Genomic DNA, 25,171 nt, shown 5'->3' with positions numbered 1-25,171 from the left:
ATCCAACTTTTTTTAGCTTTCAAGATAGTTGTAACTAAAATTATAATTAATTTTACTAAAATCTTTTTTATCAAGCTTTTTACCTTTAAGAGGTGAAGTTAAAACTATTCTTACACCACTTTGACCAGAGAGTGGTGTTTCAAGTTGTAGGTCTAAAAATACTTCATCAATAATTTTAGCATTTTTAGCATCTGTTATTTTAAGATGAAAATCTTTAATTTCTTTTAGATTTATTTTATCAAGATTTAAAAGATAGCCATCTATTATAAGGTTATCAGTTGATGAGCTTATTGAGTTTATAATAAAGTTCATATGTTCACCATGTATGTTGAAATTATTTGTTGTGTAAAGAACTTGATGTGATGTCTGCGTAGCATGAACATTAGTTATATTGAGAGATAAGAATATTGCAATCGCTACTAAAAGAGCTATAAAAAGATTATTAAGTTTTTTCATAATATTGGAGCCTCCTAATTGTAATTCTAGGAATTAGTTTGCCAATAATTATGAAAAATTATGCAGTATTAAGATAAAAAAGCTACCTCTTAAAAAGAGATAGTTTAAATTCTTTTAGTGTAATCCAACTAGATGTGAAAGCAACGCATAAAGTGTTGGTGCAAGTACTACTACAGAAAGTCCTGCGACTCCTATAGAAAGAGAACTCATGGCTCCTTGAGTATCTCCCATAGTAAGAGCTTTAGAAGTTCCTACAGCATGAGAACATGTTCCAAGGGCAACCCCAACAGCTACTGGATTTTTTATTTTAAAGATTTTTAGTATAAATGGATATACTATAGCACCTGTTATACCAGTGACAATAATTGCAACAACAGTTACAGGGACAACCCCACCAAGAGATTGAGAAACCTGCATTCCAATAGGTGTTGTAATTGATTTTGGCATAAGAGATTTTATAAGTTCTGGGCTAAGTTTCAAGAAGTAACTTAGGAAGAATATATAAATAATACCAATTCCACTACCAAAGAATATTCCAGAAAGTATAGGTATAAGGTGTTTCTTTAATAAGCCGATTTGCTTATAAAGTGGAACTGCAAGAACAACCGTTGCAGGTTGTAATAAGTCACTTATAAACTGCCCACCTTTATTAAATTGATTATAGCTAATTTTAAAGAATAGTAGATAACCTATAACTAACGCAATTGCGATAAGTAGAGGATTTAATAGTGCGATTCTTGTTTTTTTATTTATTAAAATCCCTATTTCAAAAGCAAGTAGGCATATCATTATACTGAATAAAGAGCTCTGCATTATATGATATATATTATTCATTTATAGCACCGCCTTCTTGTTTTTTGTTTTTCTTTTTATCCATTAATTTCATTACTGATTGTACAATAGTACCTGTTACTGCCATAATGACCATAGTAGATGTAATAACAATTATTAAAAGTTGTATTATATATCCATCTAGTACATTCATTGCATTTAGAACTCCAACACCTGCTGGTATAAATAGAAAAGCAAGGTGGTCAAGTAAAAATGTTGAAACATTATCAACGTTTTCAACTTTAACAATTTTTGTGCAAAGTAAAATTAGAAGAATTATCATTCCAAGTATATTACCAGGTATTGGTAAGTGTAGTCCTTTAGAAAGAAAATCTCCTACGAAATATATTACTAAGATTAGTAACATCTCTCTTAAAAGTTTCATAGAAAAACCTCCATATTATTTTTAATTTTAGTCCGTTTTAAAATATTTCCCTTATATATTCTATTATGATTAGAGGGAATTGTATAGTATCAGTAGGGGGTGCAGAGTGGTAAAAAAAGATGAATAAATGAAAGAAAGAGAGTTAGATATGTTTAAATGCATTAGAACTAATAATCATGTCAAATGCTCTAATTTTGGGAATTAAATTAAAATATATGACTTTGATAATAAAATAGGTTAATGATGATAAATTAACAAAAAATAACTTTATTTTTACCTTTTTGTAATATAAAAAGGTAAACAACTAATGAATAGCTATTTACCTTAGTAGATATTATAATAAATCTATGTTATTTTTAGCACAAGTTTCAATCATTTTATCATCCCATATAGAACACTGTACTTCTCCGATATGAGCTTTTTGTAGGAAGAACATACAAATCCTAGATTGTCCAATTCCCCCACCTATAGTATAGGGAAGTTCTCCATTAAGAAGTTGCTTATGGAATGGGAAGCTTTTTCTGTCAAGACAATCAGCAAAAGTAAGTTGCTCTAAAAGAGATTTTTCATCTACTCTAATGCCCATTGATGAAAGTTCTACAGCTTTATCAAAGATAGGGTAGTAGAATAAGATATCTCCATTTAAGTTCCAATCATCATAATCTGGGCTTCTTCCATCATGTTTTTCACCAGAAAGTAGAGGGTAACCTATTTTACTAATAAAGACAGCTTTTTTATCTCTACAAATTGCATCTTCTCTTTCTTTTCCAGTAAAATCAGGATACATTGTTTCAAGTTCTTGTGATGTAATAAAGAATATTTCATCAGGAAGTTGTTTTGGCATAGTAGGGTATAATGAACAAATATAATCCTCAGTTTTTTTAAAGGCACTAAAGATTTTTTTTACTATAGTTTCTAAAGTAGCCTGTGTTCTTTCTTCTTTTTTTATGATTTTCTCCCAGTCCCATTGATCTACATAAATAGAGTGAAGGTTATCAAGGTCTTCATCTCTTCTTATAGCATTCATATCAGTATAAAGACCTTCGCCGTATTCAAAACCATATCTTTTAAGTGCACTTCTTTTCCATTTAGCAAGAGAGTGTACTATATCAATTCTTGAATCAGGGATAGATTTCATATCAAAGCTAACAGCTCTTTCACTTCCGTTTAGGTCATCATTAAGGCCTGTACTTCTTAACACAAATAAAGGTGCTGACACTCTAGTTAAATCAAGCTGTGTTGCTAGTGCATTTTCAAAGAAATCCTTAACTTTTTTTATAGCAATAGCTGTTTCTTTTAATGATAATTGTGATTTGTATCCTTTTGGTAATATTAAACTTTCTTGTGTAGTCATAATAAATCCTCCTAAAAATATATTTTATGCTCATATTTCATGTCATTATTTTTAAATAAAAAAAGACCCCTCACCCTAAAAAATTAGGGCGAAAGGTTTCCGCGGTGCCACCTAAATTGCTTGTAAAACAAGCCATCTCTAAAAGTACAGAAAAATCGATACTCGCCTTTTTTAACGGTAAGGGACCGTCTAAGCCTACTTAAATAAATCTTTCGGTTAGAAGCTCAAGGATGTTATTCATAAAAGTTTTCTTGTAAGACTTCCACCATCACTTACTCGCTATAAAAGAAAATACTTAAAATACTTCTTCCTATCTTAGCCATATCTTAATTAATAAAGATTTTATCAAAAGAAAATTATAATGTCAATTAAAAAATAAATTTATATAAATATAATAGTAAAAATATATAAGAAAAGTTCCAAAAAAATAAAGTAGGGAAATCCCTACTTTAAAAAGTTATTTGAATATGTTTTTTCTTCTACGTGTATAGAAGCTATTTCGTCTGCTTTTTCTTTTCATAAGACTAAAGAAAGCTAGTACAAGTAGTATAATAATACCAAGTACCCCACCAATTCTAGTAATATAGTAAACTAGATTTTCTTTAATTATAGTGAAATTAGAAATTTGAGCACTAGCAGTTAATTCGATTTTGCTACCTTTTTCACTAAAAATAGTAGTAAGTTCTGTGTTGCCAGCTATATTCCATGCATCCATATCTGTTGTATTAACTGATAAATTAATATTTTTTTCATCAAGTAAATTATCATATTTTTGAATTTCTTTATTTATGCTTACAGGTATTTTTATAGTTTTTTCTTTACCAAAGAATCCAAAAGTTTTATATTTAGCTTCAATTTCTGTTACTATATCACCAACTTTTCTATAAGGTGATTTTTTAGCAGCAAAACTATAATCCATTATCGTATCCATATCATCAAATACTTGAGTATCAGTAGCACCATATTCAGAATTTAGAACTATACCAACAAGGCTTCTGCCGCCTCTTTGATAGAAAGCTAAAAGACATCTTCCAGCAGGGTCTGTAAATCCAGTCTTACCACCAATATTGCCATCTTTTCCAAGTAATTTATTTCTATTTTCAATATCTATTCTTTTACCACTATCATTAAATTCTATTTGAGCATCTTTAGTAGCCATAGTTTCTTTAATCCAAGGATTTTGAAGCATTACCTTTGCTAGTAAAGAAAGGTCATAAGCTGTTGTATAATGCTCAGGATTATGTAAACCATTTGGGTTTGTAAAATTAGTGTTTTTAAGTCCAAGCTCTTTAGCACGAGTATTCATAAGTTTTATAAATTCTTCATTACTACCTGCTACATAATCACCAATCATATATGCAGAATCATTAGCTGAGAAAAGTAGTAGAGCATCCATAGTATCAGAACCACTTAAAGAATCACCTATTGCAATAGGTGCATAGTTAGCAGCTAAAGAGTAGGCAGGTTGTACACTAGCACTCTTTGTAAATGGTATTATAGAGTCTTTATCCGCATTTTCAGCAAATACTAATGCTGTCATAAGTTTTGTTATACTTGCAGGATATCTTTTTGTATCAATATCTTTTGCATAGATAATTTCTCCGGTTGCAAGGTCCATAGTTATTGCTGATTTTCCAACAATAGAAGGTTTTTCATTATTAGTTTGTGCAAGAACTTGTGTCGTGGGAAAAGTAGTAAATAAACCAACAAGAAGACTTGTCATAATTCCTAGTAGAATACCCTTATTTTTTTTCATTATTATCTCTCCTATGTATAAAATTTCTTAATATAAGTATAACAATCAAATAAATGCAAAAAATTAACAGAATGTAAAAGTAAAATTAATCTAGCAAAAAATTCACACAATTAAAGGGGATTTCTTAAATTAAGATTAATTAAATAGTTTATTTATAAAAAAGGTCTACTTGTTAAAAAAAATTTATATAATATAAAGAGTCATTTATGAAATGGTTTAAATTTTATAAGTAGGTGATTATATGGAAGGCAAAAAAGAAAATATTTATTTTTACACAATGATAAATGATAAAAAGGGGATTAAAAGCAGCGATATTTGTTATGGTATAGACTATGATAAAAATACAAATTCATTTAAAACAATATTAGAAGATGAAGAACTTATTTTTGCTATAGAAGGAGATATAAAACATACACAGGGCAGTATATCTTTTAATACTATGGACGAAAAGGTTGTAAAGCTTAGATATATAAACTTACCGCTATATGATAGTTTAAAAGGATATCTTATAAATTATAACTCACCAAATTTAAGTAGTGATAAAGAGGTCCAAGACTATTTTAAAAGTAAAAAAAATTTTTTGAAAAAATAAAATAAATAATAAAAAATAGCACAGTTTAAAATATCTGTGCTATTTTATTTTTTTTATTGAAAAAAAAGGAAAAATAATTTATAATTTTTAACTGTACGCATTAGTACAAAGTTGAGGTGAAAGTATGAATGATTTAACGGTTAATGATATATTAGATGAAAGAGAAGTGGGGAGTATAGTACCGCTTTTAGTAGAAATTCAAGGTGAAGATATACCTATATTTTTTGTGAAAGACTACAAAGAAGTATTAGATATAATTAAAGAAAATGAACTTATTGCATTAAAAAATTCTATAATAGGAACGGATGATTGCATATTGTTTTTACTTATGTTTAAGTTTGCTCAAAGTTTTGAGACAACTTATGATGTTTGGTTTAATTATGGAGAACTTTGGCATCAGGAATTTTTAGATACATTAAAAAAATCAGATAGAATAATAATTGATTTTAGAGATGAAAACAATGAGAGAATTAAAAGTATTGAAATGGAAAATACAGTTTCAAATGTTACACAAGAATATATAGATAAGTGTAATGAAAGTGTTGTAAGTAAAGGCCTTAAAGATGATAATATTATAAGTCTTGTAAAAAGACCAAGATATGAAACTTGGGATATAGAAGTTGCAACAGATTTATTAGAAAACATGTTTGAATCATATGAGACTATAGAAGATCTTTGGAGTGATTTAGAATAAAAAATGTCTTAGCAGATAATATATTTGCTAAGACGTTTTTTTAATACATACTAAAATCTTTTTCATTTTCGATAATATCTAAAGGTGCTTCATCTAGTGATTCAAGTTTACAAAAACCATTGCCTTTAAATAATTTCTTTGTTAAAACTTTAATGTTAGAGCCACTTCCTTGAACTTCAATTAAAACTGAACCATCATCAAGATTTTCAGCTTTACCAGTTAATTTAAGGGGAAGTGATGAGAGTTTTACAAAAAATCTAAAACCCACACCTTGAACCTTTCCTTTAGCTATAAAACTTTTTCTAATCATATCAAATATTCACCCTCTTTATTTTTATATACATTTTTATAATATCAAATAAAAGGTGATATTATAATACAAATCGTTACAGTAATAAGAAATGAGTAACCAAAAGAAATTGAAGAATAATCAAATTCAGAGTATAATAACCTAGATATTTAGATAGGAGCGTACAAAAGATGGAAAAAAGTTTAGTTTTAATAAAACCAGATGCAGTAGAGAGAAATCTTATAGGTGAAATAACAAGCATATATGAAAAAGCAGGTCTTAAAGTTATAAATATGAGAATGGAAACAGTATCATATGAGAGAGCAGTAGAACATTATAAAGAACATGAAGGTAGAGAGTATTTTAAACCTTTAATTGAATATATTCAAAGAAGCCCACTTGTTGCCTTAGTTTTAGAAGGCGCGGATGCAATTTCAAAAATAAGAGAACTAAATGGAGCTACAAAAAATCCGGATAAAGGTACAATAAGAGAAATGTATTCATTATCAGGAAGGGAAAATTCAGTTCATGCATCAGATAGTGAAGAGAATGCAACAAGAGAAATTAAAATTTGGTTTTAAACCTAAAAAACTACTCAAATGTTAAATAGTTTGAGTAGTTTTTATTATTTTCTAGCAGCTTTAATTTTTTATCAATATCCATAAGCTCATCTCTGAAAACTATAAAGTTAATTTTTAGAGTCAAAAAATAAATAGATAAAAGAATTATATTTGTATAAAAAAATTTACAGATATTAGCACAAAATTTTCTTAAATGGCAAGATGTATGGTATAATTTTACTTATAAAGTATGTAAGCTTTGATTGGAAGTGATTTTATGGGGTTAAAGAATGAAGGGTATAAAAGAAGTGGGAGTTTATTATATATAAAAAAGCCAGAGTTTGAAGAACTTGAATACACAAGAACTTTATGGGGCGATTATAATACCATGAGAGATATTGGTGGAGTATATGATTTTACTGAAAGACATAAAACTACTTTTTATAAAAAGATGGTAAGTCCAACAGATGGAAAAAACTTTTATTGTTTAGTTTATAGAAATGATGGAACTCCAATTGGGGAAGTTAGTTTTCATGGGTATGATTCAGCTAACAAAATAGCAAGACTTAACATTAAAATCCAAAATCAATACAGAGGAAATGGGTATGGTAGTGAGGCTATTAAGCTAATATTAGAATACTATTTTTATGAATTTGGTGGAGAAGTTATAGTAGATACTGTGTCTAAAGAAAATAAAATAGGTGAGAATACACTTAAAAAATTAGGGTTTAGTGAAACAACACCAAAATCATATAGATTAAGAAAAAAAGAATTTATTGAGATAAGAAGTATAGAAAAAATAGAAGTTGCTATGATTGCTTTTAATGGTGTAAGTCTTTCAAGGCTTGGATTTATAAGTGAGTGTTTAAATAAATGCGAAAAAGAAAATTTAGGACCTTTAAATATAGATATTCTTTCAAAGTCAGAAGTTGTAAAAAGCAGCATAGGCATAAAATTTAAAGTTGATGAAGTTATATCAACAAGAAAGAAATATGATATGGTTATATTTTTAGATGGGATTAACATAACAAAAGAAACTGAAACTATAAAAAAAATATTTAAGCAAATTATAAATAATGCTAATAGTGTAGTAGCAATGGATTCATCAATACCAGTATTATTAGAACTTGAATACCTTAGAGGAATGAATGCAACATTAATAGAAGAACAAAGAGCAAGTTATAGAAGTAGTATATGGGGTTATAATTATGTTGAAAGTGATCTTATAGATAATGGTAAATTTTTATTGTTTAAGGGTATTAAAGGTGTAATGGAAGGAAGCCTTCATTTAGTTGAAAAGTTATACGGGAAAAACAAATTAGATAAGATAAAAAATTATATATAAAAAATAAGCTAGGACATGTGTCCTAGCTTATTTTTTGAATACACCGACAATTATGTTAACAATATCTTTTACAGTATCAAGCTGACCTGTAAGGTTTTCTTTAGCAACTAAAATATCAGCTGTAGTTTCAGTTGCTACATCACTAATATCCTTTGCATTTTCTGATATATGAGCGACATTATCAAGTGTAGTATCAAGATTCTTTTTGTTTTCTACAAGTAGTGCATTAACATTTTTAAGAACCTTTATTAAATTTATTAAAGTGATAATTATGTATATAAGCGCGATTGCAGCTATTATTCCTAATGCGCCCCATAATAAATCTTCCATATTAATTGTAAATTGCATAAAATCCTCCTCTTAACTCATAAAGAATTAAGCTTGTACTTCTTCTTCTGTAGTTGCTGTTTCACTAAGTTCTGCAACTTCTTCATTAGATTCTACAACTTCTAATTTGTTTTTTTTAGATTTAAGATAATCTTTGATTTTCAAGTTAGCCTCTGAAAGGTTTCCTTTTCCATCTTGGATTTTCTCATTTAATTTTACTTTAGCATCTGTTGCTTTAACTTTAAATTTTTCATTTGTATCTATAGCAGTATTTTTTAAATCTTCTCTTGTTTCTTTACCAGATTTAGGAGCAAATAATATACCACCTAGTGCACCAACTGAAGCACCAACGATAGCTGTTATTCCAACAGTTTTAGCTGTTTTTGCCATAGCCTGTCTCTTTTTTGCTTTTCTTTTTTCTTCTAATAATTGTGATAATCTCATAATTTGTTCCTCCTTAAAATTAAAATAATATAATATACTATACATATATTATAGACCAATTTATGCTAATAATAAACATTGAAAACTCAAAAATAAGAAAAATGATGATAAAATTGGAAAGTTAAGAAATTTGTAACAAAAAATTTAATGAAAATCAATTTTAATAAAATAAAAACAGATTTAATTGGATAAAAAGAGATTAGATTGAAAAATTTTGTTTTAAATTTTATAATAATCTTAGAGAAAGTGAAAGGTAAGAAGAAAAATGTTGAAATTTAAAATAGAGAGTAGTGGAACAGGTGAAATTAAATTTAGAGCTTTTATTAGCGAGGAAATGAAAGAAAATCGCATAATAAAAAGAGCTTTATTTGAAAGCAAAATAGTAAAAAGCAGTAAAGAATATCCATATTTAATTCCAATAAAATATTTTATACCAATAGTAAGAAATATAGAAAGTGATTTAATTAAATGTGATGAAGAGTCTATAGATATTTTTTTTGAATTTTCAGATGAGTATGAAGAAAAGTTTTTCTATGCAGCAAAAGCAACTGTTAGATATATGAAGAAATGGAGAGAAGAAGGGTGTCCTAAAATTTATAAAATTAAAATACATAAAGATACTCTCAAAATTGAAAAAGATTTTGCATTTGAAAGATTAATATAAAAATAGCCAAAAGCATTATTGCTTTTGGCTATTTTTTAATTCCAATGGTCTGTATTTTTAACTTCTGGAATTGAAGAAGCTTTAAATATAGGTTCTTTAATTCCATTTTGTTTTTGTTTTCTATAATCCTCAAGTGCAGCAAAGGCTATTTTACCAAGTAGAGCAATGGCTATCATATTCAGAATTGCCATAAGACCCATAAACAGATCTGCAAGACTCCAAACAAGTTCAACTCTTGCAACTGCACCAAATATAACCATTCCAACAACTAAAACTCTATAAATATTTAAAATAACTTTATTTTCACCATAGATAAATTCTATATTTGACTGTCCATAATAGTAATTACCAACAACTGAACTAAAAGCAAATAATAATATACATATTGCTATAAAGTAACCTCCAAATATTCCAAGATGTGATTCAAGTGAATATTGAGTAAGTTGAACCCCTGTAGGATTAGTAACACCATTACTAGCTAGTATAGAATTAAAAGTAACATTATCTTTTATTAAGATTATGAAAGCTGTACAAGTGCAAATTACAAGAGTATCAGTAAAAACTCCAAGTGTTTGAATAAGGCCTTGCTTAACAGGGTGAGATACTTCAGCAGTTGCTGCCGCATTTGGTGCACTACCCATACCAGCCTCGTTAGAGAAAAGACCTCTTTTAACACCTTGCATAATAGCAGCACCTAAAAGGCCACCACCAGCAGCTTCAATGTTAAAAGCACCACTAAATATTTGTCTAAATACAGATGGTAAGTGAGTTATGTTCATTAATACAACAAGTATAGCAACTAAAATATAAGCAACCGCAAAAATAGGTACAATAATTTCTGAAACTTTAGCGATTCTATTAACACCACCAAATATAACAAAGGCAGTAAGAACAGCAAGTCCAAGACCTACATATAATTCATTAAATCCAAAAGCAGCACTAAAAGATTGTGAAACTGTATTTGATTGAACCGCATTAAATATAAATCCAAAACAGATTGTAATTAAAACTGAGAAAATAATTCCCATCCACCTTTTATTTAAGGCTCTTTCCATATAATAAGCAGGTCCACCTCTAAAGCTATCGCCATCTTTAACTTTGTAAATTTGAGCAAGTGTGCTCTCTACAAAACTTGAAGCAGATCCAATAAGTGCTATAACCCACATCCAAAATACAGAACCAGCACCTCCAATTGATACAGCAATTGCAACCCCAGCAATATTACCAGTACCAACCCTTGAAGCTGTACTTATACAAAATGCTTGGAATGATGAAATCCCCTTTTTTTCTTTATCTTTAGAATCACCAAATCCCTCTCCAAGTAATCTAAACATTTCTTTTATATATCTAAATTGTACAAATTTAGTTTTAAAAGTAAAGTAAATTCCAAGACCAAGTAAGGCGAAAATTAATATATACCCCCAAAGCAAACCATTAATTTCACCTACTAATTTATTTAATAAATTCATAACATAACCCCTTTCAAAATACATCTTAAATAAAAATATTCCGGTTAATATATTAAAATTGTAATGTATTTTAATAAAAATTGCAAGAACATAACAAAAAGGTTTCATTATTCAAAAAATATTTTTTATCGATAAAAGAAAGAAAAACCTATAAATAGCCATATAGAGAGGGTAGTTTAATGAGTAAAAAATATTAATGTAATAATAAATGAAATTTATAAAAGAAGAACAGTCAAAAATAGAAAAAGATGTTAATAATAGTATTAGCAAAAAAGTTTTATAGCAGAAAAAAAGATGAAAAACTTTTGTTTTTCATCTTCTTTTATTATTCTGTTATTCCACCAACATCAGGTTCGGTTACTGGTGGTGGTGTTGGTGGTACTGGAGGAGTCGGAGGTGTTGGAGGCTCTGGTGGCACCGGAGGAATTGGAGGCTCTGGTGGAGTAGTTTCACCACCTTCATCAGGTTCTTCTATGTCAGGAGTTTCCGGATCAACATCCTCGTCATCATCTTCTGCATCCTCGTTCTCAACATCTGGGATAGTTATCATATCATCAGTACCAGATGGAACCATATATTTATAATCAGCTACATTAACACCATTATGGATATGTTTTTTCTTAATAAATACTCTTTCTGCTATTAAACTAGCAGGTGTATTTGCATTAGCAAGTTTGTTATTTAATTTATTTACTTTAACACTTACATGTGAATCACAATAAGATTTAGGTTGAGAGCCACTTATAGCAACGGTACTGAAAACTCTACTACCTCTTTGATCTTTAGAGCATAAACCAGTTGGGATTAAACCAGAATCTTTACACACTGTGATACCAACTACGCCGTTAGGTCGAGTAATTCCATTTTTAGATTCTTTACCAACATGAGCAACTTTCATTATTTTACCTGCAAGAGTTGCGGCAGTTGAGGAGCTGTTACCACTCATTGGAGTAGGACTATCGTGTCCAATCCAAACAGCAGTAGAATAGTAAGGTGTAAGACCAGCAAACCAAAAATCTTTATTATCATTTGATGTACCAGTTTTACCAACTGTTTGAATTCCAGGGATAGCATATGCAGCAGGTCCTGCTGAACCTGTTATTGTATTATACATAACATAAGCTGTTTGAGGTGTTATTGCTTGGGTCTTATTTGGTTCTGCTTTTAAAATAACTTTACCATTAGAATCTTTGATTTCAGTATATAATTTAGCTTCGGTAACAATTCCACTATTACCAAAAGAACCAAAAGCATTTGCCATTTGATAAGAATTACTACCAGTAGCAGTTTCATCATCTGTATAGCCACCATCAAATTGTCCAAGCGCAAGTGATGACATTCCATTTGTAGCATCAACTGTTAATCCGAACTTTTGACCATAAGAAATAATGTTTTTAACACCAGCTTTATCAGCTGCTTTTACTGCAACAGTATTAAGTGAAGTAGTCATTGCATCCATTACAGTTGCATAACCTTTATATGAACCAACAGTATAATTATGAAGGTTCCAACTATTATACTTTGAATAAAGAGCAGGTTCTAGTGGTGCATCATCAAATACACTTCCGGGATTTATAAGTTTTAAATCCATAGCGGGGGCATATGCAAGTAATGGTTTTGTTGATGAACCTGTTGGTTTTAATAAATCAAAAGCTCTATTATGACCTCTAGCAGGCTGAGTTCCTCTACCACCAATCATTACTTTAACTTGCCCAGCCTTATAATCAGTTATAACAGCTGAGGCTTGAAGGCTTGGTGTACCAAATTCATTAAAAGTATCAGCACCTGGAACTCCAAGATTTGATTTTTCATTTAAAATAGCTTGAGTACTATCTTGAAGAGTTTTATCCATTGTTGTATGAATATGAAGACCACCTTTTTCTATAAGGCTTTCAGCTTCTTCTTTTGAGTAACCAAGATCATCTACGAAATCTTCCATAATTTGATCAATAACAGCTCTATTAAATGATTCGTAGTTAAGTGAATCACTTACTTCTTTAGCATAGAACTTAAGTTTTCCATCATCTAAATCTTTAGTTGATTGGTCATATTCAGTTTGAGTTATTTTTCCAAGTTCTAGCATTTTTCCAAGAACTGTTTTAACTCTTTTAATATATCTCTGTGGATCTTCAAGATTTTTTTCTGTGAAAGCATCATAAAGTCCAGGAGCTTGAGTAATTCCAGCAATATAAGCTGATTCAATTAAATTTAAATCTTTTGCATCTTTAGAAAAGTATCTTTGAGCGGCTGCTTGAACTCCATGAGTAGTTCCTCCTAAAGGAATAGTATTTAAATATGCAGTTAAAATTTCATCTTTAGATTGAATTTTTTCAAGTTCAATAGCTAAATAGGCTTCTTTAATTTTTCTTTGAATCTTACGCTCATTTGTAAGAATCGTATTTTTTATAAGCTGTTGTGTAAGAGTAGATCCCCCTTGAAGAGCACTATTACCTGACAATTTTGACTTTACATTAAAAACTGCTGCCCCAAGTATTCTTTTTACATCAATACCTTGGTGGTTATAGAATCTTTCATCCTCAATAGATACATATGCATCTTTAAGTGATTTTGGAATAGCTTCTGATTTTATTTTAAATCTTTGCTCAGTAGTACGTAGAGTATCTACTTTTTCACCAGAAGAACTATAAAATTGTGCTGGTTGAGCAAGATTTTGAATGTCGGCAAGATTTATGTCATCTGTACTTTTAATAACTGCAAATGCAAACCCTGCAACTGTAACTATAGCTGTAAGCACTAAAAACATTAAAGTAAAAGAAAATACTTTAAAAGCTTTTTTTGCTTTAGATGTATTCCTAACACTTCTTTTTTTAGGCGTCTTTTTATTTCTGTTTTCAGTCATAATTTCCTCCTAATATCAATTTATTTAATTTTCCCTTAATTTTATGAGAAATTTTATATGAAAATCTCCCCCTAGATTTGAATTATTCAAAATATTCCATTTCATTATAGCATATTAATAATATGAGAAGGAAGAAATAGAAAGCGAAAAGTAGGTGAACAATTTGTATCTAAAACAGAAGCCTAGAAGGCAGACAATATCCTATAAAAATAGACAATGTTCGACGGTTGAAAATGGCTATATGATTGAACATAAGATTAGATTTTATGGTGTGATTTCAGTAATATCACTTAGTATACTTTTTACTAGTTTTATTTATTATTTTGATAAGATTATTGCACCAACAGTTCTTTTAGTTGCAGATGCTGAGATGAGAGCAAAAGCAATGGACATAATAAATAAGAATATAGGAGAGATATATGGTGGAGGATTTGTTTATGAGGAAATTATGGAAGTTGATAAAGATGAACTTGGAAAAATAAACTTTATAAGTGCAGATACAATGAAACTTAATGAACTTGCAACTAAAGTAGCGATAGAAGCACAAAAAGATATTGAGGAGGTTGGAAGCGTTGGGGTGAAAGTTCCGATAGGTTATGCACTTCAAAATAATATTTTAGCTTATTTTGGACCATCTATAACAGTTAGAATGGAGCCAATAGGGCGGGTTAAAACAAGTTATGAATCATCATTTGAAAGTGCAGGGATAAATCAGACTAGACATAAAATTTATATAAATCTTGAAACAAATTTAAAAATAGTCTTACCACTTCAAAGCAGAGAAGTTATAGTTAAACATCAAATACCGATAGCAGAGAACATAATTTTAGGAGAGGTACCAAGAACGAGTATAGGGGTAGATGCTATAAAAGATGCATTAAATGATGATTATGAAAAAAATGGAATAGAATCTGAATCAATAGAAGATATAAATCCATTAGATGAGGCTGGAGAAATTACTCTTCCAGATGTGCCAGAACTTGGAGTTGAATTTGGTGAGTAACTAAAAAAATAGAACATATTATTTAGATATGCTCTGCCTTTTTGTGTATAAATAAATGAGTTATGATAGCTAAAGATAGTGGAAGTAAAATACTTAAAATAGTAGAAATAGTAGATCCACTTAGTTTAGTTGAAAACATTAGTATTTTTATGTTAAATAGATGTGCTAAGAATTCTGTTGATATAAAAGTAATAGAAAAAATTATAACTGGTAAATTAGAAATTCTATGTTTATATAATCCATATACTCCAAAAACAATTCCTATGAGAATAGCATTTTGTCCGACGATATATGTTATTTTATATGAAAAGATTGATGCAATAACATAAACAAAAGAACCAGTTAACATTAATATTTTAGAGATTAATAGATTAGCACTATGTCTTACAAATGTTAGCATAACTACATTTAGTACAATTAATGCAAAAATAGAAGAAGCAATCATAACAAATTTCATTAGGGTACCCCCTGTTAGTTTTTTAATTACATTTTACCATAAATATAGAGCAAGTTGAGAATTGATTAAAAGTTTCGAAGAGAAATTTTGAGTGGAAGTTAATTATTGTTAAGAAGTTTTAAAAATAAATATATAGATTTGAGTATAAGTAAAAAAATGAGAAAGTAGAAATTTTCTACTTTCTCATTAAATATTAATCTTCCCAGTTGAAGATGTAAGGAACATTTCTGTAGAAATCTCCATAATTTAATCCATATCCAACAACAAACAGATCTTCTATTTCAAAACAACAATAATCTGGTTTTAAAGATTTTGTTCGTCTTGAAGGTTTATCAAGAAGTGTACATATTTTAACTGACTTTGCTCCAAGTGATTTAACATGGTTTATAACAAAGTCCATTGTGATTCCAGTATCTATTATGTCATCAACTATAAGTACATCAAGACCTTCAATATTATCAGGGATATCATTAACAACATTAACAATTCCTGTACTTTCCTCACCATGCCCATAACTTGAAGTAGTCATAAATCCTACTTGAACTTTCCCATCAATAGCCCTAACAAGGTCAGCTGCAAATATAAAACTTCCTCTTAATAATGAAAGTACATATATTGGCTTGTCTATATAATCGTTTTTGATAACTTCTCCAACAATTTTAATTCTTTCTGTAATTTGATCTTCTGTAAGAAGAATATTTCTTTCTTTATTTTCCATGTCTAAATTCCCTCCAAGAGTTTTTATAAAATAGTATTTATGGTTAAATAGAGTAGCACATTAGCTATACATATTCTATTTACAATATTGTATTTATATTATAAAATTAATAGAATATTGTCAAGAATATATCTAGAGAGCTTTAAACACAGTAAAGGAGTGATTTAGAATGATTTATGGAAAAGTCGAGGGAATTAGAAATACGGTATTAGATGAACTAGAAGCTATATATGACATAACAGTTCCAAAGCATAGTATTTGTGCACAGGAAATAGTAGATATAATATCAAAAGTAACAGCTAACATTGAAAGAGAAATAAGTGTTGCTATTACTAGAAAAGGTAAAGTAATTAGTGTTGCGATAGGAGATTCAACAAGTGTTGAAATACCACTTATTGATATTAATGAAAAGAAATTATCAGGAGTAAGAATTATACATACACATCCTAACGGAATATGTAGACTTTCTGCTTTAGATGCATCAGCACTTTTAAAATTAAAACTGGATGCAATTGCAGCTATTGCAATAGATGAAGGGAATATTAAAGATATTTCAATAGGATTATGTGCAGTTCAAAATGATGTTCTTCTATGTGAGGAATATCCTTATTTAACAGTAGAACAGGCTCTAGGTGTAAATATACTTGATAAGATTAATCATATTGAAGAACTAATTAAGACAAGTGATGCAAAAGAAGATGATAGTGAAAAAGCTATTTTAGTTGGTACTGACTCACAAGATAGTCTTGTAGAGCTTAAAGAACTTGCTAAAGCTTGTGATGTTCCAGTTATTGAAGTGGTTTATCAAAATAGAAGCAAGATAGATACAGCATTTTATGTTGGTAAAGGAAAAGCTTTTGAAATAGCAAGACTAAGACAAGAACTTAGAGCTAACCTTATAATATTTGATGATGAATTATCAGGTTCACAGGTTAGAAATCTTGAAAATGTTACTGGTGTTAAGGTAATTGATAGAACTACTTTAATACTTGAAATATTTGCAAAAAGAGCTAAGAGTAGAGAAGCTAAGATTCAAGTAGAACTTGCACAGCTTAGATATCGTTCTGCAAGACTTACAGGTCTTGGCACAGTTCTTTCAAGAACTGGTGGTGGAATTGGTACTAGAGGACCAGGAGAGAAGAAACTTGAAATTGATAGAAGAAAGATTAGAGAAGAAGTTTTTGAACTTCAAAAAGCTTTAAAGAAAATTAAAAAGACAAGAGAAGTTCAAAGAGAGAAGAGAAATAAGCAAAATATACCTCAAGTTTCACTTGTAGGATATACAAATGCAGGTAAATCAACTCTTAGAAATACAATTTGTGATATTGCAGCACAAGATAAAATGATAAAAGAAAAAGTATTTGAGGCAGATATGTTATTTGCCACTCTTGATACAACTACAAGAGCTGTAAATCTTCCAAGTAATAGACCTATAACTTTAACAGATACAGTAGGATTTGTTAAAAAACTGCCACATGAACTTGTAGAAGCGTTTAAGTCTACACTTGAAGAAGTTATAGATTCTGATGTTCTTTGTCATGTTGTTGATTCAAGCTCAGATGAGGTTGAACTTCAGGTTGAAGCTGTTGAAAATGTTTTAGCAGAACTTGGAGCTTTAGAGAAAACAAGTATTTTAGTTTTAAATAAGATAGATTTAATATCTGAGGAAAGACTTGAAGAACTTAAAGAACTTTATAAAGCTAAATATAAAATTGTTGCTATATCAACAACACAGAAAATAAATCTTGATGAGCTTTTAGCTGAAATCGAAGGACATCTTCCAACTAGTCTTTATGTAAAAGAATATTTAATTCCTTATTCAGACCAGCAATTAGTTGCCTATCTTCATAGAGGTGGGAATATTATAGAAGAAGAGTATAGAGATGCAGGAACTTATATAAAAGCACAAGTTGATGAAGAAGTTAAAAATAAATGTTCAAACTTTGAAATAGAATAATTTTTAAAAGACTAGATATTTTAAGATATCTAGTCTTTTTTGTGAGCTTTAAGGTGAATTTAGAGGAAATCTTGATAGAGCTACTGATAAAATACAAAATAATCACGGTTGGTAAATTAAACACAAGCTATCTTATTATTAATATATTGTAAGATAGCTTTTTTTATAGTGAGTTTTTTATAAGAATATGTTTATTTATTAAGTTATATAATTAACAATAATAATTTATTTTGAAGGGAGAAGAGTATGAATAATAGCAATCAAGATAATGCAAAATTAATGAAAAAGCTAGAACAAGATACTTTAAATGGCGAAAAAACTATTTCTTCTCAAGAGCAAAAGAATTTAAATACTAGAATTTTGGAATTAGAGGCGACGTTAGTAGGATTACAAAGAATAAATTCTAGTCTTGCTCATCTTACAATAGATGAAACTTATAAAAATTTTTATGATTGGAAAGTAAAACCAGCAATTGATATAATAGCGCTTCTATCTAGTTCTGCTAGTAATGTTGCACATGTTGCGGATATGTATGCTAATAATGTTTATGCAAAGAAGCATGAAGTTAAAAAGGCATTAAAGATGTCTGAGAGATTATTAGATGAGGTAGAAAAAGGATTAGACTTATTTGATATAGAAATGAAATGTCTTTTAGAATCTAATGCGTCGGTTAATCCTTGCAAGAAGTAAATCTTGTTAGTAGGAAGTAAAAAACTTATAATGAATTTATATAAAATAATAGGAGTGGTAAATGTGAGAGAAACAATAAGGCGTTATCAGTTAGCATATAATACACTTATTGACGATTTAAAGCAAAATGACAATGTAATTGGAGTTACTGTATTTGGTAGCATCATAACAGGAGATATATGGAAAAATTCTGATATAGATATGTTTATAATTTTAAATGAAAAAACTACAGATTTAAAGGATATTTTTGGTGAGAAGTGTGGAATTGATGTTCATATGAAGGTTATTACAAAAGAAGAGTTTTTAGATTTTAGAGAAAACTTTACTGGTGGAAGTAAGTTGCATAGAAAACTTATATCATCAAAACTAGTTATTGGGAAAGACCCAGATGTTATTGATAGATATAATTATTATAAATTTTTAAATGACATAGATAAAGATAGGTGGAATCTTACATACCTTGGAGACCTTATAAGAGCGATAGGGCTTTGTGAAAAAGCAATAAAAAATAATAAGAATTATAATGCCATTTATAGTGCGATGAAGCTTGGTGAAAGTCTTGCAAAGATTTATCTTAATGTAAATGGTTATCTAATAAGTAGTGATCCTCTTACTATGGCTATTAATCTTGATGATAGTTTTAAAATCTGTATGGATAGGGTAATGGATAGTAGTGATAGTGAATCCGTTGAGAATTTAATTGAATTTACACAAATGTTTTTAAGTAAAAATATTAGAGTTATTGCAGCTCTTTTATTAAAAGTTTTGAGTAATGAGGATAAGCCTTTAAGTATACATGAGATAAAGGGAAAAAAAGAGTTTGATGGAATTTCTATCGAGATGGATAAAATCTTAAAAGAACTTGCAACTAGAGAAATAATTAAAAAAGGAACTAGAGATTGTATTACACAAACTGGGCATAAACTTATAGAGGAGCTGACATATTATTATGAAAAGTAATTCTTATAATAAGTTTAGGCTTGAGTTTAAAGAAGAGAGTCATAAGTATATAGATATTGCAGAACATGTGAAAACTCTTATTGATAGTGGGCAAATAGTTGATGGTGAAAAACTACCAACTATTAGGGCTTTATCAGTATTTCTTGAGGTAAATAAGGATACGATAGTTTCAGCTTATAAAAAACTGAGTTTAGAGGGGTATTTATACCAAAGTCAGGGAAGTGGAAGTTATGCTAAAAAAAGAGAGTCTATAAAAAGTTTTAGGAAAGAGTATAATGAAATTTTTCAAAGTATAAGTTCGGGTAAGAATGATAATTTTATAGATTTAACATCTGAGATTACAAGTGCAAAGTTTTTTGAAGTAGACAAGCTTAAAGAGATATTTAATGAAGTTTTGACTAGAGATGGTATAGTAGCACTTAGTTATAATGATTCACAAGGGTATAAAAAGCTTAGAAAAGTTATAAATAATGAATTTTGGAATGGTGAGAATTCTATAAATAATATGCTTATAACATCTGGGGCACAGCAAGGGATTGATATAGTTTCAAAAGCTCTTATAAATGTTAATGATGGGGTAGTTGTTGAAAAACCTACATATTCAGGGGCGCTTGCAGTTTTTAAACTTAGAAAAGCTAATATTTTTGAACTAGCTGTTGAGGATGATGGAATTGATGTTTTAGCACTTGAGCGGATATTAAAAAAGTATAAAATTAAGTGTTTGTATACTATGAGTTATTTTCAAAATCCAACGGGGGTTAGCTGTAGTTTAGAGAAGAAGAAAAAGATAATTGAACTTGCAAAGAAATATGATTTTTATATACTAGAGGATGATTATTTATCAGAACTTAGATATGATGATGAGTTAAAACATAGACCTTATAGAGCTTTAGATAAGGATAGAGTTATTTATGTAAAAAGTTTTTCTAAGGTGTTTCTTCCAGGGGTAAGAGTTGGATATTTAATAGCACCAGATAAATTTTCTGATATATTAGAACATTCAAAGGCTAGTAGTGATATTTCAACATCAAGTCTTATGCAAAGAGCATTAGAACTTTATATTAGTAAGGGATACTGGAAAAAACATATAGAAACTTTAAATTTAGAGTATTCTAAAAGATATGATTATGTTATAAAGCTTATAAATGAAAAACTTGGGGATTATGTTGATTTTGTAGAACCAAGAGGAGGACTTAATCTTTTTCTTAATATAAAAAAAGAAGTTGATATAGAAGGAAAAGAATTATTTTATAAACTTATAGAGAAGAATACTATTATAACACCAGGAATTATATATTTTCATAATCCTAGAGATGGAAAGAAAAGTTTTAAAATAGGTTTTTCTGAGATAGATTATAATAAAATTGAGCAAGGGATAAATAATATATATGAGATTCTAAGGGAAAGGACGCGCTAATGAGTAAAGAATATATAACTGTAAAAAAAAGAGCAGAAGATAGCTTTGAGGAAAAAAAATCCGAGTTTATAGGATACGTAAAAAGAGTAAGTACAGAGGAAGAGGCAAAGGCATTTGTAGCAGAAATTAGAGGAATGCACAAACAAGCAAGACATAATTGCTTTGCGTATGTAGTAGGTCAAAATATGGGTATACAAAGATATTCTGATGATGGAGAGCCACAAGGGACAGCAGGTATTCCAATACTTGAAGTTATTAAAAAACAAGGAATTACAGATTGTGCTGTTGTAGTTACTAGATATTTTGGAGGGATACTTCTTGGGACAGGTGGACTTACAAGGGCTTATATTAAAGGGGCATCAATAGGGATTGATGCTGCGGGACTTGTAGAAAAAGTTAATGGAACAAGAGTTGGAATTGAAATAGAATATGATTTATATGGTAAAATTCAATATTTATGTGGTCAAAATAATTGGCATATAGAAGATACTGAGTTCACTGATGGTGTTAAAATATATATTCTTTTAGAGAATTCAGAATTTGAAAAGCTTGAAAAAGAAGTTACACAGGCTACAAGTGCAAAAGCTAAAATAACTAAAGATATGGAAGATATTTATTTTAAAGAAGGCAATAGATTATATCTTGAAATTGATGAATAGATATTAATAAAAGTTAGAATTTAAAATATTTTTTAAACCTTATCAATGGCTTGGTTGAACAGATGTAGGCATTATGATATAATTAAATAGGATTTAAATGGAATTAAACAAAAGTTAATATATATATATATATAAATTAGGAGGAGTTCAAATGGCTGGACATTCAAAATGGAAAAATATTGCTGGTAAAAAAGGTAGAATGGATGCAAAAAGAGGTAAAATATTCACAAAACTTGGTAAAGAGATTGCGGTTGCAACTAAAGAAGGCGGACCAAAACTTGATGCTAATGCGAAACTTAGAGATATCGTTGCTAAATCAAAGGCTGCAAATATGCCAAATGAAGTAATTGATAGAGCGATTAAAAAAGCTGCTGGAGAAGGAAACTCAGTAAACTATGAAAGAATAGTTTACGAAGGATATGGACCATCAGGAGTTGCTGCTATAGTTGAAACTTTAACAGATAACAAAAATAGATCAGCAGGTTCAGTTAGAAGTGCCTTTACTAAAGGTGGCGGAAACATGGGAACTTCAGGTTGTGTAGAATTCATGTTCCAAAAGAAAGGTCAAATAGTTATTGAAAGAGAAGACCAAGATGAAGACGAGTTAATGATGATGGTTTTAGAAGCTGGTGCAGAAGATTTTGCAGCTGAAGAAGAAGTATTCACAGTAACAACAACTCCAGAAGATTTTGGTACAGTTAGAGAAGCTTTAGAAGCTAAAGGTCTTGTATTCTTAGAAGCAGCAGTAACAATGGTTCCTGATGTTGAAACAGAAATCAATGAAGATGATGCTAAGAAGTTCCAAAAGATGCTTGACTTACTTGAAGATGATGATGATGTTCAAGATGTTTACCATAATGCAATATTCCCAGAAGGATGGGAAGACTAATTTAAATTAGTTTATTATTACCCCTTAATTATGATAGAAATATTCTATTATAATTAAGGGGTTTCTATTTTTAGAAAATAAATTAAGAAAAATAAAATCATGTAAAGTAAGTAAAACTAGCATTTATATAATGGTGGTTTTATTTTTTTATAAAAATTTATAAAAAAGCAAAACCGTTTCTATATTTCTATAGTCTAATGAGTGTAAGAGCAATTACAGAAATAAAAATTCTACGTAGAGATAAGGGGACAGAAGATGGATTTTAATGAAAAGGTGAAAAGAGCGAAATGTGGGGATGAACAAGCTTTCATTTTCTTAATGAATGAGTGTAAGGAAAATTTATATAGAACGGCTTATGCTTATGTAAAAGAAGAGCAGTTAGCACTTGATATAGTTCAGGAAACTGTTTATAAGGCTTATATATCAATAGAGAAATTAAAAAATGTAGAGTATTTTAATACTTGGATTACAAGAATTTTAATAAATAATGCATTAGATTTTATGAAAAAAAATAATAAGGTTATCTATCTAGATGATAGTAGTTTTTTTGAGAACATAGCAGCAAGTGAGGATATCACAAGTGAAGAAAAGATTTGTTTGTGGGAAGCAATTAACTCATTAGAAGATAAGCATAAGGAAGTAGTTGTTTTAAAGTATTTTAATGATATGACAATTACAGAAATTGCAAGAGTTTTAGATTATCCTGTGGGGACAGTTAAAACTTATTTAAATAAGGGACTTATAAGACTTAGAAAAATAGTAGAAAAGGATGTTGTGTAATTATGGAAGATAAGAATTTAAAGGATTTAATAGATATACCAAAAGGGTTAGATGATGCAGTTTTAATGGGGATTTCAAGAGGAAGAAAACAAAAGAAGGTAAAGAATAATAAGTTTATGAAAAAAGCACTTATTGCAGCAGGTCTTGCCTGTGTTATTACTACAGGGATTGGGGTTGTAAATCCACAATTTGTTAGTGCAGTGCCGGGGCTTAATAAAGTTATGGAAAGTTTCCATGAAGAGTTATTTGGAGGTAGTTTACAAAAGTATTCAGATATTTCAACAATTGTAGGAAGTACAGTTATTGATAAAGGTATTAGTATTACATTTGAGGAATTCGTTTTTGATGAAAATAATATTATGGCAACATTTATGGTAACAGGTGAAGACGTTGCAAATTTAAAAGATGGAATAACAGGTCTTGATGGGATATTCTTTGCAGATGGAAAAGAGATAAGGGGGAATAGTAAAGTTCAAAGGATTAATCCTACTACAGCTATGGTAATTTTAGAAACACATATAGCAGAAAAAAATATAGCTGATAATTCTAAAATTAAATTAAAAATAAGAAGTGTGGAAAGTAATTCAGAGTCATTAAAAGGAAAGTGGGATTTTGCAATTGATGGAGAAAAAACAAAAGGACAAAGAATAAACTCAGATGTGCAAGTTAAAATAAATAATAATGATACTTTAAATATAAAGGAAGTTGTAATGACTGATATAAGCACAACCGTTATTATGGGAGGACATACTGATAATCCTAGCAAATCAGAGTTTGATAATAATGGGTCAGATATTCAAAGTATAAACTTTATTGTAAAAGATGATAAAGGAAATGTTTATGCAATTGAGGATATGCATAATGGATTAAACACTAAAACTGGAGTTCTTGAGAGAAGTTTTAGTATCAAGGGTGATTTAACTAATGCTAAGTATATAGAAATTTCAGAAAAGGTTGGAGGAAAGACAATTGATAAAGAAATAGAAGGTATTTACCCAGCACTGCTTCAGTTTAATGGAGAGGGAAAGTTTGAAGAAAAAATTATAACAAGAAAGCCAACAACTGAAGAGTTAGAACAAGGGTATCTTGGGGAAAATGTAAATCACTTTGTTAATATTTCAAATGGATTTAAAACTTTAGATAATATTGTTGATGATAAAATAGAAGTTTCAAAAGGTCAATTTATTGAGATAACTAATATAGAGGATACAGACCTTGGAACGAAGTTTACATTTAAAACTGATGGTGTTTATGATTATAATAATTTAAGTGAGCTTCAAGTGTTTGATGAAGAAATGAATGATATGATAACTGGTGAAGATTATAGAAGATATGGAGTTTTTGAAGATGAAAAAAATCATATATATAGTATGACTCTTGAGGGGTTAGATAGAAATAAGAAATATACTGTTGGAATTCCAAAAGTTACAGGACTTCAAGAACCAGGTTTTACTATGAAAGTTAATTTAAAATAATGATTTAGAGTGAGAAATATTAAATTTCTCACTTTTTTTGTTTTCTATAATAAAAGAAAGAAAAAAGTAATAAAATACTATGGGTAGAAATAAAAGTAACGAATATTAAAAATTAATTATAGTTTTTCTTTGTAGATAAG

General features: G+C 29.2%; 26 protein-coding genes and 1 other annotated feature. Of the genes, 14 read left to right on the top strand and 12 right to left on the bottom strand.

Annotated elements, in window-relative coordinates:
- Positions 1-12 precede the first annotated feature (12 nt).
- The 5 genes from Q0V24_RS00425 to Q0V24_RS00405 form a co-directional block, all read right to left on the bottom strand.
- The gene (locus tag Q0V24_RS00425) at positions 13-456 is read right to left on the bottom strand and encodes a hypothetical protein (protein ID WP_297517431.1); all 444 of its coding nucleotides are present in this window, start codon (positions 454-456) and stop codon (positions 13-15) included.
- Between the two features lie 114 nt (positions 457-570).
- Complete coding sequence (locus Q0V24_RS00420) at positions 571-1,290, bottom strand: LrgB family protein (RefSeq protein ID WP_297517429.1); 720 nt, start codon at positions 1,288-1,290, stop codon at positions 571-573.
- The gene (locus Q0V24_RS00415; protein WP_297517427.1) at positions 1,283-1,672 is read right to left on the bottom strand and encodes a CidA/LrgA family protein; all 390 of its coding nucleotides are present in this window, start codon (positions 1,670-1,672) and stop codon (positions 1,283-1,285) included. The genes Q0V24_RS00420 and Q0V24_RS00415 overlap by 8 nt, the downstream gene beginning before the upstream one ends.
- A gap of 334 nt (positions 1,673-2,006) precedes the next feature.
- Entirely contained in the window at positions 2,007-3,026 is a 1,020-nt protein-coding gene (gene asnA, locus Q0V24_RS00410; RefSeq protein ID WP_297517425.1) for an aspartate--ammonia ligase, read from the bottom strand.
- An 81-nt stretch (positions 3,027-3,107) separates the two neighbouring features.
- Positions 3,108-3,352 (bottom strand) — a binding site (T-box leader).
- Between the two features lie 131 nt (positions 3,353-3,483).
- Positions 3,484-4,782 (bottom strand): D-alanyl-D-alanine carboxypeptidase family protein, encoded by a 1,299-nt coding sequence (locus tag Q0V24_RS00405; protein WP_297517423.1) that lies wholly within the window; start codon positions 4,780-4,782, stop codon positions 3,484-3,486.
- Between the two features lie 241 nt (positions 4,783-5,023).
- Between Q0V24_RS00405 and Q0V24_RS00400 the strand changes: the two genes are divergently transcribed.
- Together Q0V24_RS00400 and Q0V24_RS00395 are read left to right on the top strand one after the other, a co-directional pair.
- A complete protein-coding gene (locus Q0V24_RS00400; RefSeq protein WP_297517421.1) occupies positions 5,024-5,374 on the top strand; it encodes a hypothetical protein in 351 nt (116 codons plus the stop codon).
- Between the two features lie 124 nt (positions 5,375-5,498).
- The gene (locus Q0V24_RS00395) at positions 5,499-6,068 is read left to right on the top strand and encodes a hypothetical protein (RefSeq protein WP_297517419.1); all 570 of its coding nucleotides are present in this window, start codon (positions 5,499-5,501) and stop codon (positions 6,066-6,068) included.
- A gap of 40 nt (positions 6,069-6,108) precedes the next feature.
- On the opposite strand, the gene Q0V24_RS00390 is transcribed toward Q0V24_RS00395, so the two are convergent.
- Complete coding sequence (locus Q0V24_RS00390; protein ID WP_297517417.1) at positions 6,109-6,378, bottom strand: acylphosphatase; 270 nt, start codon at positions 6,376-6,378, stop codon at positions 6,109-6,111.
- 170 nt (positions 6,379-6,548) lie between these two features.
- Between Q0V24_RS00390 and ndk the strand changes: the two genes are divergently transcribed.
- The gene (ndk, locus tag Q0V24_RS00385) at positions 6,549-6,938 is read left to right on the top strand and encodes a nucleoside-diphosphate kinase (protein WP_297517415.1); all 390 of its coding nucleotides are present in this window, start codon (positions 6,549-6,551) and stop codon (positions 6,936-6,938) included.
- 256 nt (positions 6,939-7,194) lie between these two features.
- Positions 7,195-8,262 (top strand): GNAT family N-acetyltransferase, encoded by a 1,068-nt coding sequence (locus tag Q0V24_RS00380; RefSeq protein WP_297517414.1) that lies wholly within the window; start codon positions 7,195-7,197, stop codon positions 8,260-8,262.
- A 27-nt stretch (positions 8,263-8,289) separates the two neighbouring features.
- Here Q0V24_RS00380 and Q0V24_RS00375 read toward each other — a convergent pair whose 3' ends face one another.
- Together Q0V24_RS00375 and Q0V24_RS00370 are read right to left on the bottom strand one after the other, a co-directional pair.
- Complete coding sequence (locus Q0V24_RS00375) at positions 8,290-8,610, bottom strand: hypothetical protein (protein ID WP_297517412.1); 321 nt, start codon at positions 8,608-8,610, stop codon at positions 8,290-8,292.
- A 27-nt stretch (positions 8,611-8,637) separates the two neighbouring features.
- Positions 8,638-9,033 carry a YtxH domain-containing protein gene (locus tag Q0V24_RS00370; RefSeq protein WP_297517410.1) on the bottom strand — a complete coding sequence of 132 codons (396 nt, stop codon included), beginning with the start codon at positions 9,031-9,033 and terminating at the stop codon, positions 8,638-8,640.
- Between the two features lie 265 nt (positions 9,034-9,298).
- Here Q0V24_RS00370 and Q0V24_RS00365 point away from each other — a divergent pair, with 265 nt between their 5' ends.
- Positions 9,299-9,697: a hypothetical protein gene (locus Q0V24_RS00365; RefSeq protein ID WP_297517408.1), complete on the top strand. Its 399-nt coding sequence runs from the start codon at positions 9,299-9,301 to the stop codon at positions 9,695-9,697.
- A gap of 35 nt (positions 9,698-9,732) precedes the next feature.
- On the opposite strand, the gene Q0V24_RS00360 is transcribed toward Q0V24_RS00365, so the two are convergent.
- The gene (locus Q0V24_RS00360) at positions 9,733-11,166 is read right to left on the bottom strand and encodes a sodium:alanine symporter family protein (protein WP_297517406.1); all 1,434 of its coding nucleotides are present in this window, start codon (positions 11,164-11,166) and stop codon (positions 9,733-9,735) included.
- 325 nt (positions 11,167-11,491) lie between these two features.
- Complete coding sequence (locus Q0V24_RS00355; protein ID WP_297517404.1) at positions 11,492-14,026, bottom strand: transglycosylase domain-containing protein; 2,535 nt, start codon at positions 14,024-14,026, stop codon at positions 11,492-11,494.
- A gap of 163 nt (positions 14,027-14,189) precedes the next feature.
- Between Q0V24_RS00355 and yunB the strand changes: the two genes are divergently transcribed.
- A complete protein-coding gene (gene yunB, locus Q0V24_RS00350; protein WP_297517402.1) occupies positions 14,190-15,029 on the top strand; it encodes a sporulation protein YunB in 840 nt (279 codons plus the stop codon).
- 22 nt (positions 15,030-15,051) lie between these two features.
- On the opposite strand, the gene Q0V24_RS00345 is transcribed toward yunB, so the two are convergent.
- Together Q0V24_RS00345 and hpt are read right to left on the bottom strand one after the other, a co-directional pair.
- Positions 15,052-15,486 carry a hypothetical protein gene (locus tag Q0V24_RS00345; protein ID WP_297517400.1) on the bottom strand — a complete coding sequence of 145 codons (435 nt, stop codon included), beginning with the start codon at positions 15,484-15,486 and terminating at the stop codon, positions 15,052-15,054.
- A gap of 193 nt (positions 15,487-15,679) precedes the next feature.
- Positions 15,680-16,204, bottom strand: coding sequence for a hypoxanthine phosphoribosyltransferase (gene hpt, locus Q0V24_RS00340; protein ID WP_297517398.1), 525 nt, complete (start codon positions 16,202-16,204; stop codon positions 15,680-15,682).
- A gap of 169 nt (positions 16,205-16,373) precedes the next feature.
- Here hpt and hflX point away from each other — a divergent pair, with 169 nt between their 5' ends.
- The 8 genes from hflX (at position 16,374) to Q0V24_RS00300 (ending at position 25,031) form a co-directional block, all read left to right on the top strand.
- Entirely contained in the window at positions 16,374-18,161 is a 1,788-nt protein-coding gene (gene hflX, locus Q0V24_RS00335; RefSeq protein ID WP_297517397.1) for a GTPase HflX, read from the top strand.
- A gap of 246 nt (positions 18,162-18,407) precedes the next feature.
- Positions 18,408-18,851, top strand: coding sequence for a hypothetical protein (locus Q0V24_RS00330; RefSeq protein WP_297517395.1), 444 nt, complete (start codon positions 18,408-18,410; stop codon positions 18,849-18,851).
- Between the two features lie 63 nt (positions 18,852-18,914).
- Positions 18,915-19,811, top strand: coding sequence for a nucleotidyltransferase domain-containing protein (locus tag Q0V24_RS00325; RefSeq protein ID WP_297517393.1), 897 nt, complete (start codon positions 18,915-18,917; stop codon positions 19,809-19,811).
- On the top strand, positions 19,801-21,228 hold the full coding sequence (locus tag Q0V24_RS00320) for a PLP-dependent aminotransferase family protein (protein WP_297517391.1): 1,428 nt from the start codon (positions 19,801-19,803) through the stop codon (positions 21,226-21,228). Before Q0V24_RS00325 ends, Q0V24_RS00320 begins: the two co-directional genes overlap by 11 nt.
- Entirely contained in the window at positions 21,228-21,887 is a 660-nt protein-coding gene (locus Q0V24_RS00315) for a YigZ family protein (RefSeq protein WP_297517389.1), read from the top strand. Before Q0V24_RS00320 ends, Q0V24_RS00315 begins: the two co-directional genes overlap by 1 nt.
- 151 nt (positions 21,888-22,038) lie before the next feature.
- Positions 22,039-22,776, top strand: coding sequence for a YebC/PmpR family DNA-binding transcriptional regulator (locus tag Q0V24_RS00310; RefSeq protein WP_297517388.1), 738 nt, complete (start codon positions 22,039-22,041; stop codon positions 22,774-22,776).
- A 255-nt stretch (positions 22,777-23,031) separates the two neighbouring features.
- A complete protein-coding gene (locus Q0V24_RS00305; RefSeq protein WP_297517386.1) occupies positions 23,032-23,556 on the top strand; it encodes a sigma-70 family RNA polymerase sigma factor in 525 nt (174 codons plus the stop codon).
- 2 nt (positions 23,557-23,558) lie between these two features.
- Positions 23,559-25,031, top strand: coding sequence for a DUF4179 domain-containing protein (locus Q0V24_RS00300; protein WP_297517384.1), 1,473 nt, complete (start codon positions 23,559-23,561; stop codon positions 25,029-25,031).
- Positions 25,032-25,171: the final 140 nt, after the last annotated feature.

The organism is uncultured Clostridium sp., from assembly GCF_947039605.1.
Classification (GTDB): Bacteria; Bacillota; Clostridia; order Clostridiales; family Clostridiaceae; genus Sarcina.
This window is presented reverse-complemented; position numbering and strand designations above follow the sequence as displayed.

Bases quoted from the DNA above. Each gene is read 5' to 3' on its own strand.
- Q0V24_RS00300 (WP_297517384.1), top strand. From the start codon at position 23,559: ATGGAAGATAAGAATTTAAAGGATTTAATAGATATACCAAAAGGGTTA.
- Q0V24_RS00420 (WP_297517429.1), bottom strand. From the start codon at position 1,290: ATGAATAATATATATCATATAATGCAGAGCTCTTTATTCAGTATAATG.
- Q0V24_RS00380 (WP_297517414.1), top strand. From the start codon at position 7,195: ATGGGGTTAAAGAATGAAGGGTATAAAAGAAGTGGGAGTTTATTATAT.
- Q0V24_RS00330 (WP_297517395.1), top strand. From the start codon at position 18,408: ATGAATAATAGCAATCAAGATAATGCAAAATTAATGAAAAAGCTAGAA.
- hpt (WP_297517398.1), bottom strand. From the start codon at position 16,204: ATGGAAAATAAAGAAAGAAATATTCTTCTTACAGAAGATCAAATTACA.
- Q0V24_RS00360 (WP_297517406.1), bottom strand. From the start codon at position 11,166: ATGAATTTATTAAATAAATTAGTAGGTGAAATTAATGGTTTGCTTTGG.
- Q0V24_RS00315 (WP_297517389.1), top strand. From the start codon at position 21,228: ATGAGTAAAGAATATATAACTGTAAAAAAAAGAGCAGAAGATAGCTTT.
- Q0V24_RS00365 (WP_297517408.1), top strand. From the start codon at position 9,299: ATGTTGAAATTTAAAATAGAGAGTAGTGGAACAGGTGAAATTAAATTT.
- ndk (WP_297517415.1), top strand. From the start codon at position 6,549: ATGGAAAAAAGTTTAGTTTTAATAAAACCAGATGCAGTAGAGAGAAAT.
- Q0V24_RS00405 (WP_297517423.1), bottom strand. From the start codon at position 4,782: ATGAAAAAAAATAAGGGTATTCTACTAGGAATTATGACAAGTCTTCTT.
- Q0V24_RS00390 (WP_297517417.1), bottom strand. From the start codon at position 6,378: ATGATTAGAAAAAGTTTTATAGCTAAAGGAAAGGTTCAAGGTGTGGGT.
- Q0V24_RS00370 (WP_297517410.1), bottom strand. From the start codon at position 9,033: ATGAGATTATCACAATTATTAGAAGAAAAAAGAAAAGCAAAAAAGAGA.
- Q0V24_RS00355 (WP_297517404.1), bottom strand. From the start codon at position 14,026: ATGACTGAAAACAGAAATAAAAAGACGCCTAAAAAAAGAAGTGTTAGG.
- Q0V24_RS00310 (WP_297517388.1), top strand. From the start codon at position 22,039: ATGGCTGGACATTCAAAATGGAAAAATATTGCTGGTAAAAAAGGTAGA.
- Q0V24_RS00425 (WP_297517431.1), bottom strand. From the start codon at position 456: ATGAAAAAACTTAATAATCTTTTTATAGCTCTTTTAGTAGCGATTGCA.
- Q0V24_RS00375 (WP_297517412.1), bottom strand. From the start codon at position 8,610: ATGCAATTTACAATTAATATGGAAGATTTATTATGGGGCGCATTAGGA.
- Q0V24_RS00345 (WP_297517400.1), bottom strand. From the start codon at position 15,486: ATGAAATTTGTTATGATTGCTTCTTCTATTTTTGCATTAATTGTACTA.
- Q0V24_RS00395 (WP_297517419.1), top strand. From the start codon at position 5,499: ATGAATGATTTAACGGTTAATGATATATTAGATGAAAGAGAAGTGGGG.
- Q0V24_RS00400 (WP_297517421.1), top strand. From the start codon at position 5,024: ATGGAAGGCAAAAAAGAAAATATTTATTTTTACACAATGATAAATGAT.
- Q0V24_RS00320 (WP_297517391.1), top strand. From the start codon at position 19,801: ATGAAAAGTAATTCTTATAATAAGTTTAGGCTTGAGTTTAAAGAAGAG.
- hflX (WP_297517397.1), top strand. From the start codon at position 16,374: ATGATTTATGGAAAAGTCGAGGGAATTAGAAATACGGTATTAGATGAA.
- Q0V24_RS00305 (WP_297517386.1), top strand. From the start codon at position 23,032: ATGGATTTTAATGAAAAGGTGAAAAGAGCGAAATGTGGGGATGAACAA.
- Q0V24_RS00415 (WP_297517427.1), bottom strand. From the start codon at position 1,672: ATGAAACTTTTAAGAGAGATGTTACTAATCTTAGTAATATATTTCGTA.
- asnA (WP_297517425.1), bottom strand. From the start codon at position 3,026: ATGACTACACAAGAAAGTTTAATATTACCAAAAGGATACAAATCACAA.